This window comes from Microtetraspora fusca (assembly GCF_001570365.1).
Lineage (GTDB): Bacteria > Actinomycetota > Actinomycetes > Streptosporangiales > Streptosporangiaceae > Microtetraspora > Microtetraspora fusca.
This window is the reverse complement of sequence record NZ_BBYK01000051.1, coordinates 74,457-87,231: the sequence shown is the minus strand read 5'-3', so window position 1 is coordinate 87,231 and position 12,775 is coordinate 74,457. Positions and strand designations below refer to the sequence as shown.

Below are 12,775 nucleotides of genomic sequence, written 5' to 3'. Positions count from 1 at the left end.
CTCCCTGGGACGAATGTCACCTCAGGCCGCGACCGGCAGCCTCTCCTCGGTCTCCACGCGGATCTCGGCGGGAGCCGTACGGGCCCTGGCGAGGAAGCGGGTCGCGACGGCGATCAGGATGCCGAGAACGACCGCGGTCACCATCGCCACGCGCAGGGACGTCGCGCCGGACAGGAAGCCGATCACCACGGGGCCGAGCAGCAGTCCGGCGTAGCCCATGGCCCCGGCCTGGGCGATCGCCGGGCCCGGGGTGTCGGTGGCGGTCCCCGCCAGCGACATGGCCATCGGGGAGATCGTGGCCACGGCGATGCCGACGAAGAGCATCGCGGACAGGGCGACGACCGCCGACGGAGCGACGACGACCACGGTGAAGGTCGCCGCGGTGGCCAGCCCGGAGAAGCCCATCAAGCCGGCCGCGCCGAACCGCATCCTGAGCCGGTCACCGGACAGACGGCCGAGCAGCATGCCCGCCTCGAAGATCGGGTAACCGAGCGCGGCCAGGGACTCGGGCGCCATGAGGGTGTCCCGCAGGAACAGGCCGTTCCAGTCCGCGACAACGCCCTCGACCATGAACGCGCCGAAGGTGATCGCGCCGAGCAGGTAGACGATCCCCGGCATCCGGCGGCGCGGTCCCCGCGCCTCCTCGGCGGTGACCCGGTCGGTCAGGTACGTACGGCTCAGCACCACGGACACGGGGAGCGCCAGCACGGCGACGATCGCCAGGTGCGCGGTCAGGGACAGGCCCGCCGCGATGGCGGCGGTGCCGACCAGACCGGCCGAGATCGCCCCCACGCACCATCCCGCGTGCATGCCGCTCATCAGCGGCCTGCCGTACGCGCGTTCGACGGTCGACCCCTGGGCGTTCATGGCGATGTCGACCGTGCCGAAGGCCATGCCGAACACGAAGGCGGCCCCGACGAGCAGGGGGAAGGACGGCGCGAGCCCGACCAGCAGCAGCGTCGCCGCGCACAGGGGAGCGGCGACGCGCAACACCCCTCGGCTGCCCGCTCTGGCCATGATCCCGCGCATTGACTGCATGGCCAGCAGCGCGCCGAGACCCCACGCGAGCAGCGCGAGGCCGACCGAGGACTCGGGGATGCCGAGTTTGTCGGTCAGAGCGGGGATACGCACGGTGAACGTCCCGCACAGCAAGCCGCCGAGCACGAAAGTGAGGATCGCCCCCCAGCGGGCCGTCCTCAAAGCGCGGGTCATTACAGGCTCCATTCTCGGATGCGCGAAGGTCTCCAGGGGAGGAGAGCTCGCGAGTTCCGGGGTTCCAGGGGATGGGAGGGGAGTACGGCTGTCGCCGGACGGGAGCAGGCGGCCCGAGATCGTTCGGGGTCCGCCTTGCCGCGCGTCCAAGAACGTTCAATCACGTTCAGGTACGAACGCGTTTACGTGCGTTCGAGCGCGCGGTGGAATGCGGGCGAACGTCATCCGGCCCCGATCGGAGATCGAGGGGGTGGGGTTCGCCGGTGAACGGCTGGAGTCAGAGAAGGTCGAGCAGGCGGCGGCGCAGCTCGGCGTAGTCGAGCAGATCCGGCACGTGGGTGGCGACGTCCCAGATGCCCTCACAGGCGAGCCGTACGATCCGGGACATCCCCGGGTCGGGCTCACGGTCGAGGTCCTGGCTATGCCAGCGGGCCATCGCCTCGCGTAGCGGCACGAGGAGCGTGGGGTCGCCCGCCGCGCCGGTCACCACGGCCCATCGTCGGAGCCGGCCGCTCTCGACGGCCTGGAAGGTCGCTTTGAGATAGGCCGTGGTGTAGTCGCTCTCGCCCTGTGCCTCGATGAGCGCGTCGAACTCGGCGATCAGCCGCTCGATCAGGCCCTTGACCAGGGCTTCTTTGGTGCCGAAGTGATAGAGAAGGCCGCCTTTGCTGACGCCGGCGCGCTCGGCCACCGCGGCCAGGGTGAGGCCCTGGGCCCCCTGGTCGCAGAGCAGGCTCTCCGCCGCGTCCAACAAGTCGTCTCTTCTCACTCTGGTTACTGTACCGTCTGGACGGTTCAGTCGGCAATCCGGGGGATGGCCTTTCCGGGGGCGCGGTTAGGCTTAGTTGGCTGAGGACAGATCGGGAGGGGTCGTGGGAACCGCCTATCTTGACCATGCCGCCACCACGCCGATGCTGCCCGAGGCAGTGGAGGCCATGACCGCGCAGCTCGGTCAGGTCGGCAACGCCTCGTCGCTGCACGCGGCCGGTCGTCGCACCCGCCGGGTGGTGGAGGAGTCGCGGGAGACCATCGCCTGCGCGGTGGGCGCGCGGCCCAGCGAGGTCGTCTTCACCTCGGGCGGCACCGAGGCGGACAACCTGGCGATCAAGGGGCTGTTCTGGGCGCGGAAACGCCGGCGCGTCCTGATCAGCGCGATCGAGCACCACGCCGCCCTCGACCCTGCCCACTGGCTGGGAGACCGGCACGGCGCCGTCGTCGAGCTCCTGGAGGTCGACGAGCGCGGCCTGGTCCACCCCGAGACGCTGCGCGCGGCCATCGCCCGCGATCCCGACGACGTGGCCCTCGTCAGCGTGATGTGGGCCAACAACGAGGTCGGGACGATCCAGCCGATCCAGGTCCTCACCGCCATCGCGCACGACCACGGCATCCCGTTCCACACCGACGCGGTGCAGGCGCTCGGCCAGCTGCCCGTCTCGTTCGCCGAGTCGGGGGTGGACGCCATGACGATCTCCGGGCACAAGGTGGGCGGTCCCATGGGCGTCGGGGCGCTGCTGCTGGCCCGCGGTGTCGATCCCGAGCCCGTGCTGCACGGCGGCGGCCAGGAGCGCGACGTACGCTCAGGGACCCTCGACGCGCCCGCCATCGCGGGCTTCGCGGCGGCCGTCGAGACCGCGGTCAAGCACCGCGAGGTCACCGCCGAGCGGCTCACCGCCCTCCGCGACGACCTGATCGAGCGGGTACGGGAAGCCGTGCCGGACGTCATTCTCAACGGCGATCCGGTGAACCGGCTCCCCGGCAACGCGCACTTCTCGTTCCCGGGGTGCGAGGGCGACGCCCTGCTCATGCTCCTGGACGCCAAGGGGGTGGAGTGTTCGACCGGCTCCGCCTGCTCGGCGGGGGTGGCCCAGCCGTCTCACGTCCTGCTCGCCATGGGCCAGGACAGCGCGCGCGCCCGCGGCTCGCTGCGCTTCTCGCTCGGGCACACCTCGACGAAGGCGGACGTGGACCGCCTCGCCGAGGTGATCGGCAACGTGGTCGAGCGCGCCCGCCGCGCCGGACTCACCTGACCAGCCGCCCACGCGGGTGGTGAGATGCCTCAAGCGTGCCCTCAAACCCGCGCGAGCGAAGCGAGCGTCATAAGCACTGTCAGGTCAGGAAGTGCGCGACCGCGCTCCATGAGGGGTCGCTGTCGGCGTCGATCCAGGCTTGGCCCTCGCTCCAGCCGGACACCAGTTCCTCGATCCGGCTGACGGCGTCGCTCGTCGGGTCGGCGTAGAGGTGGAGGACCCGGGTGCCCTCCGCGCTCAGGTGTGCGACGAGAACGGCACAGCCGTCCGCCTTGAGCCCGGCCCTCAGTCGCTCCTCGAAGTCGCGCAGCGCGTCGAGCGAGGCGCTCGTGGGCTGCCCGTTCTCGTCCGCGTTCACGTACGGCAGCGTGACGCCGATGTGCTGGTCGAAGAGCGGGTGATCGACCGGACGGAGGGGATAGAGCGCGGCGGCGGTCAGAGGGCGGCCGCCGACGGTCTGACCCTCCAGCAGCGCCCACTGCTCGTCGCGGAAACCCTCGGCGACGTCGGCGACCACCGCGGGGAGGTGGATCGCGGGGATCGCGTCGATCGGCTCGAACTCGGCGGCCACGATGTCGCCGACCCAGCGGGCCACCTCGTCCTCGCCGAGCAGCCGGTCGAGGGCGAGGAGGGTCGCCTCCATCCGCGTCTCGTCATCCACATCCGGAAATATCGGATGAAATGCGGAAACGTCCACGCGGGGCGTCCCCGGCGGCACCCGCAGGCCGAGCACCAGCCGGTCGATGCCGAACGGCCGGCCCGCGACCTGCGTCGTGAACTCCGCCGCGAGCGGATCAGCCTGGCGCGACGGATGGAACTCCCACTTGGGGTCGGCGGGCGTCGCCAGCGCCCACCGGTGGACGAAGGAGCGCAGCTCGGGATCGCCCGCGGCACTGACCACCAGGGCGTGCGGTGCCGTGAGCCCCGCGACGATCTCCCAGGCCAACGACGGCTGCAGCGCGGCGACGGCCTCGCCGATCGTCTCGTCGAGGCGCGCGGTGTCTCCCGCTTCGACCAGCGCGTCGATCTCGGGACGGGCCTCCCGCCACCAGGTCCAGAACTCCGTTATGGCCTCGGCCGGATCCACCGGCTCGCTCTTGCGGCCGAACAGTCGCATGACCGCCGATCTTTTCAGGTCCCCACGCCGGGTGCCAACGCGGGCTCGATGGCCTCGCTGTGTCTACTTGCGCTCGCTTCGCTCGCGCGGGCTCGGGGCGCCCACAGGCGATGTCTTCCCTCGTCACTGTGTCTATTTGCGCTCGCTCCGCTCGCGCGGCTCGGGGCGCCTTGAGGCGATGTCTTCCCTCGTCACTCGGAGTCGCTCGTCCCTCGCTCCCCGCTCGCTCCTCAGTCCAGACACCGCCGCGCCCCTCGCGGAGTCGCTCGTCCCTCGCTGTGTCTATTGACCTTGCTTCGCTCGGCGGTTCGGGGCGCCCGAAGTCGGCTCGTGCCCTCCTCGCTCGGGGCTCGTCCCTCGCCCGCTCGCTCGTCGGTTACTTCACCGCCGCGCCCCTCACGTCCCTCGCTCCCCACTCGCTCCTCAGTCCAGACACCGCCGCGCCCCGAGCGTGATGGTTCGGCGCCGTAATGATCGACGGTGCTCGCGCGGGCTCGGGGCGCGCGTAACGGGTCCGTGCGGCCGATCGAGGGGGCGTCGGAGGCGGGTAGCCTGAAGGCCTATGGCTCTTCGTGTGCTGGCCGCCATGTCCGGCGGCGTCGACTCCGCGGTGGCCGCCGCCCGCATCGCCGAGGCAGGCCACGACGTGACAGGCGTCCATCTCGCGCTGTCATCCAACCCGCAGTCCTACCGGACCGGCGCGCGGGGCTGTTGCACGATCGAGGACTCCAGGGACGCGCGGCGCGCGGCCGACGTGATCGGCATCCCCTTCTACATCTGGGACATGGCCGAGCGGTTCCACCGCGACGTCGTCGAGGACTTCGTCAACGAGTACGCCGCGGGCCGTACACCCAACCCCTGCCTGCGCTGCAACGAGAAGATCAAGTTCGAGGCGGTGCTCGACCGGGCGCTCGCGCTCGGGTTCGACGCGGTCGCCACCGGCCACCACGCGCGTCTGGTCGACGGCGTGCTCAGCAGGTCGGTCGATCCGGCCAAGGACCAGTCGTACGTCCTCGGCGTGCTCACCAGGGAGCAGCTCTCCCACGCGATCTTCCCGCTGGGTGACTCCACCAAGGCGCAGGTGCGCGAGGAGGCCGCTCGCCGGGGCCTGATGGTGGCCGACAAGCCGGACAGCCACGACATCTGCTTCATCGCCGACGGCAACACGCGCGCCTTTCTCGCCGATCGCCTCGGCGCCGCCGAAGGGCCCATCGTGGACGCGCTCTCCGGGGAGGTCGTCGGCACCCACGCGGGCGCGTACGGCTACACGGTCGGGCAGCGCAAGGGCCTGCACATCGACCGCCCGGCGTCCGACGGACGGCCCCGATATGTGCTGTCGGTCGAGCCGGTCTCGAACACCGTGACCGTCGGCCCGCGCACCTCGCTCGAGGTCACCTCGATCGTCGCGACCCGGCCCATCTGGAACGGCCCGTCGGGCGAGCCGCGAGAGCCGATCGCCTGCTCGGTGCAGCTGCGCGCGCACGGCGAGGTGTACGGCTGCCGCGCCCAGCTCTCCGGTGCCGACCTCCACATCCGGCTGGACGCCCCGGCGACGGGAGTGGCCGCGGGCCAGGGCGCCGTGCTGTACGACGGCGACACCGTGATCGGCTCGGCCACCATCGCCTCGGCGTCCTGAGTCCCTTCACCGGACGTCCGGAGGACGTACAGCGCGGCCGCAGGCGGCATGTGTCCGCCACAAGCCGTTTCGATGCGTGCGAGCGCGGACCGTGCTCCATCGCCCGTGTATCCACCCCGGTTAGGTCCCGCGTGCCCGAGGAGAGAGTCGGCTCGGGCACACGGGGTGGGGCCGGGCTACGGCCGCTTCACGCCAGGTCGACGGACTCGCCCACGGGAATGCGCCGGATGTCGGCCTTCTGCTTGTCGGCCTCGCCGCCGAGCCAGCCGTCGATCAGCTTCTGGCCGAACTCGTTCACCAGCCCGTCATGCGTCGAGTACGCCCGCGCCGGACGCACCTCGCGCAGGTACTCCACCGTCTCCTTCAGCTTGAGCCAGGGCGCGTTGGTGGGGACGAGCAGGGTCGGCACCTCAACGCCCGGCGAGGTCAGCGCGTCGCCCGGGTAGAACACCTCCTCGTCGACCAGGAAGCCGACATTCTGGACAACCGGAATGTCCGGGTGGTTGAGGGCGTGCCATTCGCCGATCACCTTCACGCCGAATCCCGCGGTGGTGAACGTGTCGCCGTTCCGCACCACCTGGACCTTCGCCGGGATCTCGCCGAGCTGGTCCGCCACCGCCTGGCAGGTCCAGATCTCCAGATCCGGGCTCGCGGCCCGCAGCAGGTCCGTGTCGACGTGATCGAAATGTTCGTGCGTGATCAGAACGGCGTTCGCCCCGTCGAGGAGCCCTTCCCCGCTGAAGGCGCCCGGGTCGATGACCAGGGTCGAGCCGTCCTTCTCCAGCCGCCAGCAGGCGTGGCCGAGTTTGGTGAGTCTCATCCTCCCTAAGCTAATGGCGTGAATGACTTCCCTTGGGCCGAGGCCGCCGCCACCGGCGTCGGTTCGCATCCAGGAGACGACCACGTCGAGGCGCTCCGCGTGGTCTTCGGTGAGCTGCCGATGCCGTACCTGCCCGAGCTGCCGGGCCGGGGCGTCGGCGCGGACATGATCGGCAGGACGGCGTCGCTGCTGGTGGAGCTGCCCGTGGAGGTGCAGCCGTCCGGATGGCGGTTCACCGACCGGCCGGGGCGCGACTTCAAACGCGCCCGTGACCACCTCTCCCGCGACCTCGACGCCCTCGAAGAGGTCGCCCAGGGCTATGTGGGCCCGTTGAAGATCCAGGTCTGCGGGCCGTGGACGCTGGCGGGCGCCGTCGAGCTGCGGTACGGCGACAAGACGCTCGCCGACCCGGGAGCCGTACGCGATCTGGTGGACTCGCTCGCCGAAGGCGTGGCCGCGCACCTGGCGGAGGTGCGCAGACGCGTGCCGGGCGCGGAGATCGTTCTCCAGCTCGACGAGCCCGGCCTGCCCGGCGTGCTCGCCGGAACGGTGCGAACCGCGTCCGGATTCGGACGGCTGCCCGCGGTGGAGCCGGCGCCCGCGGCCGAGCGGCTCAAGACGGTGCTCAGGGCGGCAGAGTCGAACGGCTCCGCCCCCTTCCCGATCGTCCACTGCTGCGCTCCGGGGGTGCCCTTCGAGGTCCTGCGCACGGCGGGCGCGCGCGGCGTCTCGCTCGACGCGGCGCTGCTGCGCCGCCGGGACGAGGACCACATCGGCGAGGCCGTGGAGGCGGGCATCGCGTTCCTGCTCGGGGTCGTTCCCGGGACGGACACCCGGCTCCCGGACATCGGCGTGGTCGCCAGGCCCGCGACGGAGCTGTGGCGGCGGCTCGGGTTCGCCCCGGCGCGGCTGGCCCGGCAGGTGGTGCTCACTCCCGCGTGCGGGCTGGCGGGAGCGTCGCCGGCGTACGCGCGCGCGGCGCTCGCCACCTGCGCGAAGGCGGCCCGGGTGCTGCGTGAGGACCCGGGCGAGTAGGTCGTTCTCAAGTCGCGTGCAAGGCCGTTCGCCTATCCCTTGATGTGCACATCTACCGCACATTTCGGAAGGAAGTAAGTCATGTGCAGCGGTCTTCGCTTCTTACTGGGGGTCACCACCGCCGTCGCGCTGGGGGCCGGCCTCACGGCCGCTGTCCCCGGCGCCGCCTCCGCGTCCTCATCGGGCTCGGCAGCGTACGCGCGGGACACCTGGAGTTGGGGCCCGACGGCCTCGTCCGACTACAAGGGCTGGGCGACGGGCAAAGTCCGGACCACCGGCTCCGGATTGCGCATCTCCGGCGAGCTGTACGACGCGGGCGGCGCTCGCACCTGCTCCTGGGTCAAGATCAAGTGGCTGACCGATCGCGGGAAGTACCGAACGGCCACGTTCAAGAACTGCTCGCAGTCGACGCCGCGCTCGTTCAGTGTGAACGCCGGGTACATGCTCAGCTCCGAGGCGAAGGTCTGCCGCGGCACGTCCACCCGGATCACCGGCAAGTGCTCCATCTGGGAGGGCGTCTGGAGTCAGGGCGGCTGACCCGCCGACGCCCGCCCGGCCCATGACGCGGACCCCGCAACGCGGACTTCGCCGAACCTCGGCGACGCGGATCCCGCCGGGTCTCCGCAACGCGGTCCCCTCCGGGTCCCGGTCGAGTCGGTACGCCCTGACCGGTTCGCGTCCCCGCCCCGCCGGCCGGGTCCGCGGGCGGCGTCCGCGCCTGCTCCTGGTGTCGCCCGCGTCTTGGCCGCGAAGCAGTACCGGCCGGGCCCGCGCCCACGCTGACCGGCGAAAATGTCGGTGGCGGGTGGCAGGCTACAGGGTGACGACGCACCGGGAGGAACCCCGCCGGGAAGGCACAGGCACGCCCTATGCTCCCGTAGCGTTCTTCCAGGGCCCGGTGACGAGGGGAGTTGGCATGGACGCCGAGGTCGAGGTCGCGTCGACGGCGGCGCGAGAGCGGCACGCGGAGCTGGCCGAGCTGGTCGAGGAGGCCAACTGGCGTTACTACGTGCTCGACTCGCCGACCGTCAGCGACGCTCAATACGACGCGTGGATGCGGGAGCTCAAGGAGCTGGAGCAGAAGCATCCCGATCTGCGCACGCCCGACTCGCCCACGCAGAAGGTCGGTGCGCCGATATCGACCGAGTTCGCCGCCGTCGAGCACCTCCAGCGCATGGAGAGCCTGGACAACGCGTTCGACGAGGCCGAGCTCGCCGCCTGGCAGGCGCGGGCCGAGCGGCTCGCCGAGACCGAGCCCGGGCCGTACCTGTGCGAGCTCAAGATCGATGGCCTCGCGGTCGCGCTGCTGTACGAGAAGGGGCGCCTGGTCCGGGCCGCCACGCGGGGAGACGGCCGCACCGGCGAGGACGTGACACCCAACGTGCGCACCGTCCGCGGCGTGCCGCACCGGCTGACCGGCGACGACGTGCCCGATCTGGTCGAGGTGCGCGGCGAGGTGTTCCTGCCGGTCGAGGGGTTCCGCCAGCTCAACGAGCAGCTCATGGACGCGGGGAAGTCGCCGTTCGCCAACCCGCGCAACTCCGCGGCGGGCTCGCTGCGGCAGAAGGACCCCCGGATCACCGCCCAGCGCCCGTTGCGGATGATCGTCCACGGCGTCGGCAAGTGGGAGGGCGCCGAGCCGCCGGTCACCCAGTCCCAGATGTACGACCGGCTGAAGAGCCTCGGGCTCCCGGTCAGCGACCGATACCAGGTGGTCCGCGGCCTCGACGAGATCCGCGAGTTCGTCAAGTACTACGAGGAGCACCGGCACGACCCCGAGTACGAGATCGACGGTGTGGTGGTCAAGGTCGATCGGGTCGTGGTGCAGCGGCAGCTCGGTTCCACCAGCAAGTCGCCGCGGTGGGCGATCGCGTTCAAGTACCCGCCGGAGGAGGTCACCACCAAGCTCCGCGACATCCAGGTGGGCGTCGGACGCACCGGTCGCGTGACGCCGTACGGCGTGATGGAACCGGTGGTGGTGGCCGGGTCCACGGTGGAGCGGGCCACCCTGCACAACGCGTCCGAGGTGGTCCGCAAGGCAGTGCTGATCGGCGACACCGTCGTGCTGCGCAAGGCGGGTGACGTGATCCCCGAGATCGTGGGGCCGGTGGTGGATCTGCGTACGGGGGACGAGCGCGCGTTCGTCATGCCGACGCACTGCCCCGAGTGCGGCACCGAGCTCGCCTACGAGCGGGAGGGTGACGCCGACCTGCGCTGCCCCAACGCCCGCACCTGCCCGGCCCAGCTCCGCGAGCGGCTCTTCTTCGCGGCGGGGCGCAACGCGTTCGACATCGAGGGGCTGGGATACGTCGCGGCCACCGCGCTCACCCAGCCGCTTCCGCCGCAGGAGCCGCCACTGCGCACCGAGGCCGACCTGTTCGACCTCACCGCCTCGCGGCTGCTGCCGATCAAGTCGGTGGTCCTCGACCCGGACAGCGGGCTGCCCAAGGTCGATCCCGAGACCGGCGAGCCCAAGGTGGTGTCCTTCTTCGCCACCGTGTCCGGCGCACCGAGCAAGAACGCGGAGAAGATGCTGGAGGAGCTGGAGCGGGCCAAGGAGCAGCCGCTCTGGCGGGTGTTGGTCGCGCTGTCCATCCGGCACATCGGCCCGCCGACCGCGCGCGCCCTCGCCGCGGAGTTCCGGTCGCTCGACGCCATCGCCAAGGCCTCGGAGGAGGAGCTGGCGGCGGTCGAGGGCATCGGTCCCCGCGTCGCGGCCGCCATCAAGGAGTGGTTCGAGGTCGACTGGCACCGGGAGATCGTGGACAGGTGGCGGGCCGCGGGCGTTCGCATGGCCGACGAGCCTCCGGCCGATCAGGGCCCGCGCACGCTTGAAGGCCTCACCTTCGTGGTCACCGGCACGCTCGCCGGGTTCACCCGGGACGAGGCCGGCGAGGCCATCACCAGCCGGGGCGGCAAGGTGGCCAGTTCGGTGTCGAAGAAGACCAGCTTCGTGGTGGTGGGCGAGAATCCCGGTTCCAAGTACGACAAGGCCGTGAAGCTCGGCGTGCCCATCCTGGACGATCAGGGGTTCCAGGCCCTGCTGGAGCAGGGGCCCGAGGCGGCAGAGGCGGTCGCCACGCGTGGCGAGGGCTGACCGCTCCGCCGCCTCCTCAGCGCAGCACTGCCTCTACTGCACCCGCCGCCTCACCGCCTCCGGCGCTGCCGACGCACTTCACGCCGAGCGCAGCCCGGAGCGGACGTCGCACCCTCATGGCCGTCCTGCGGCGTGGTGGTCGTGGTGCTCGCGCTCTCGGCCGCCGACGCGCCGGTTGGCGGGCGTCGGCGGCCGAGTCCCCGTCGCGGCGGGCCGAATCAGCTCGCCGTGCAGGCGACCGAGGGAACACTGGCCCCGCCCGACGAGGTGCCGGTGAAGCCGAAGGTGGTCGCCGCGTTCGGGGCTAGGGCGCCGTTCCAGTCCAGGTTCGTCACGGTGACGGCCGATCCGCTGCCGGACAGCGAGCCGTTCCAGAGCTGCGTGATCGACTGGCCGTTGGCGTACGTCCAGGTGACCTTCCAGCCGCCGATCGCGGCTGCGCCGGTGTTCTTCACCGACACCTCACCCTGGAAGCCGCCCTGCCACTGGTTGACCAGCGTGTACGACGCCGTACAGGCCTTTCCGGCCGGCGGCGGGCTTGGGGAAGTACCCGGCGAGGGGCTCGTGGACGGGCTGGGGCTGGACGACGCGCTCGGGGACGCACTCGGGGACGCGCTGGGCGAGGCGCTCGGGCCGCCCGTGGGCGGGGGAGCGGCCATGGCCAGGTCGTACGCCCGCTGCGGCACGAACTGTCCGGCGCCGGCGATGCACCCGTCCGCCTCGCCCGGGGGCTTGACCCAGAGGTAGGCGGCGATCGCGGAGTCGCCGGTGTCGGTGGTGCTCCAGGTGCCGGTGGCCCGCCCGGCCGGGTCGCACCACTCGCTGCCGCTCGGGCCGTTGCCGTTGCGGCTGGTGTCGATGACCGCCTTCAGCCCGGAGACGCCGGTGGCCGCGATGACGCTCTTGGCGTAGCTCACCAGGCCCGGCGTCGAGCGGTAGTTGGAGACGTTGAGGGCGATGCCGTCCGCGCTGCTTCCGATCTCGGCGCCGTTCAACCGGGACGCCAGCTCGGAGGCGGAGAGCCATGCGTCGTGGCCGCCGTCGAAGTACACCTTGACCTGGGATGACGTGGCCTTGAGCTTCTTGCCGGCGTACGCCATGGATGCCTTGACCTCGGCCTGCTGGGCGCTGCTCATGCAGTTGGGCATGATCGCGAGCGCGTCCGGCTCGAGGATGACGGTGGCCGGGCGTCCGCCGAGCCCCGCCGCGATCTGGTCGATCCACGCGCGGTACGCCGTGTGGTCCGGAGCGCCGCCCGCGCTGGCACCGCCGCAGTCGCGGTTCGGCATGTCGTACACGACCATGATGGGGATCTTTCCGGCCGTGGCGGCGGCGCCCACGTAGGCGTCCACCTGGCTGCGCACGGTGGAGGGGTTGTACGACGCGAACCATCGCCCCTGCGGGACGGCGGCGATCCGGTCCCTGATCACGGCGGTGCGGCTGTCGCCGGGGTTGGCCGCCACCCACTTGGCCGCGTTGGTCTGCGGGTCGACGTAGAACGCGGAGCTCGCGGCCTGGGCGGTGGACGAGGCGAAGACGGCGACCCCCGTCGCGACGGCCGCGGCCGCGGCGAGAACTGCCGCCATCACGGGCCTGTTACGAGACATTGCTACTCCATCCCGGGTGTATTTGGGAGCGCTCCCACGATTCCCATGGATGGTACGAGCGGGACGGGGCGGCGAGGGAAGACCTTTCGTGCCCGGCCGGGACACCTGGCGTGAAAAGCCCAGGCAGCCGGACGGCCCGTCTCGGCGGCAATGTGAAACATTCACCCGCAAGTCGCACATCTCCCACTCCATGCCGCGACACGCAACGAAGCGCAAGAAATCCG

The 12,775-nt window shown here is 71.3% G+C and carries 10 protein-coding genes; 5 read left to right on the top strand and 5 right to left on the bottom strand.

All coding sequences use genetic code 11. The annotated features are described in order from the left end of the window. Positions 1-21 precede the first annotated feature (21 nt). Together AWQ68_RS21315 and AWQ68_RS21310 are read right to left on the bottom strand one after the other, a co-directional pair. Positions 22-1,212, bottom strand: a complete 1,191-nt coding sequence (locus tag AWQ68_RS21315) for an MFS transporter (protein ID WP_066942869.1) — start codon at positions 1,210-1,212, stop codon at positions 22-24. Positions 1,213-1,489: 277 nt separating this feature from the next. Then, positions 1,490-1,981, bottom strand: coding sequence for a TetR/AcrR family transcriptional regulator (locus AWQ68_RS21310; RefSeq protein ID WP_066942867.1), 492 nt, complete (start codon positions 1,979-1,981; stop codon positions 1,490-1,492). Positions 1,982-2,084: 103 nt separating this feature from the next. Here AWQ68_RS21310 and AWQ68_RS21305 point away from each other — a divergent pair, with 103 nt between their 5' ends. Then, positions 2,085-3,239 carry a cysteine desulfurase family protein gene (locus tag AWQ68_RS21305; RefSeq protein WP_084464254.1) on the top strand — a complete coding sequence of 385 codons (1,155 nt, stop codon included), beginning with the start codon at positions 2,085-2,087 and terminating at the stop codon, positions 3,237-3,239. Between the two features lie 79 nt (positions 3,240-3,318). Here AWQ68_RS21305 and AWQ68_RS21300 read toward each other — a convergent pair whose 3' ends face one another. Further along, on the bottom strand, positions 3,319-4,356 hold the full coding sequence (locus AWQ68_RS21300; RefSeq protein ID WP_066942865.1) for a DUF695 domain-containing protein: 1,038 nt from the start codon (positions 4,354-4,356) through the stop codon (positions 3,319-3,321). 562 nt (positions 4,357-4,918) lie between these two features. On the opposite strand from AWQ68_RS21300, the gene mnmA reads away from it, so the two are divergent. Then, positions 4,919-5,992 carry a tRNA 2-thiouridine(34) synthase MnmA gene (mnmA, locus tag AWQ68_RS21295; protein WP_066942863.1) on the top strand — a complete coding sequence of 358 codons (1,074 nt, stop codon included), beginning with the start codon at positions 4,919-4,921 and terminating at the stop codon, positions 5,990-5,992. Positions 5,993-6,179: 187 nt separating this feature from the next. Here the strand turns inward: mnmA and AWQ68_RS21290 are convergent, their stop codons facing one another. Further along, positions 6,180-6,812 (bottom strand): MBL fold metallo-hydrolase, encoded by a 633-nt coding sequence (locus AWQ68_RS21290; protein ID WP_066942861.1) that lies wholly within the window; start codon positions 6,810-6,812, stop codon positions 6,180-6,182. Between the two features lie 18 nt (positions 6,813-6,830). Between AWQ68_RS21290 and AWQ68_RS21285 the strand changes: the two genes are divergently transcribed. The 3 genes from AWQ68_RS21285 to ligA all read left to right on the top strand — a co-directional run bounded on the left by AWQ68_RS21285 (position 6,831) and on the right by ligA (position 10,944). Continuing rightward, positions 6,831-7,847, top strand: coding sequence for a methionine synthase (locus AWQ68_RS21285; protein ID WP_066942859.1), 1,017 nt, complete (start codon positions 6,831-6,833; stop codon positions 7,845-7,847). A gap of 81 nt (positions 7,848-7,928) precedes the next feature. Next, entirely contained in the window at positions 7,929-8,384 is a 456-nt protein-coding gene (locus AWQ68_RS21280) for a hypothetical protein (protein ID WP_066942858.1), read from the top strand. 379 nt (positions 8,385-8,763) lie between these two features. Then, positions 8,764-10,944, top strand: coding sequence for an NAD-dependent DNA ligase LigA (gene ligA, locus AWQ68_RS21275; protein ID WP_066942856.1), 2,181 nt, complete (start codon positions 8,764-8,766; stop codon positions 10,942-10,944). A 218-nt stretch (positions 10,945-11,162) separates the two neighbouring features. On the opposite strand, the gene AWQ68_RS21270 is transcribed toward ligA, so the two are convergent. Continuing rightward, complete coding sequence (locus AWQ68_RS21270; protein ID WP_066942854.1) at positions 11,163-12,551, bottom strand: glycoside hydrolase family 6 protein; 1,389 nt, start codon at positions 12,549-12,551, stop codon at positions 11,163-11,165. Between the last annotated feature and the right edge of the window lie 224 nt (positions 12,552-12,775).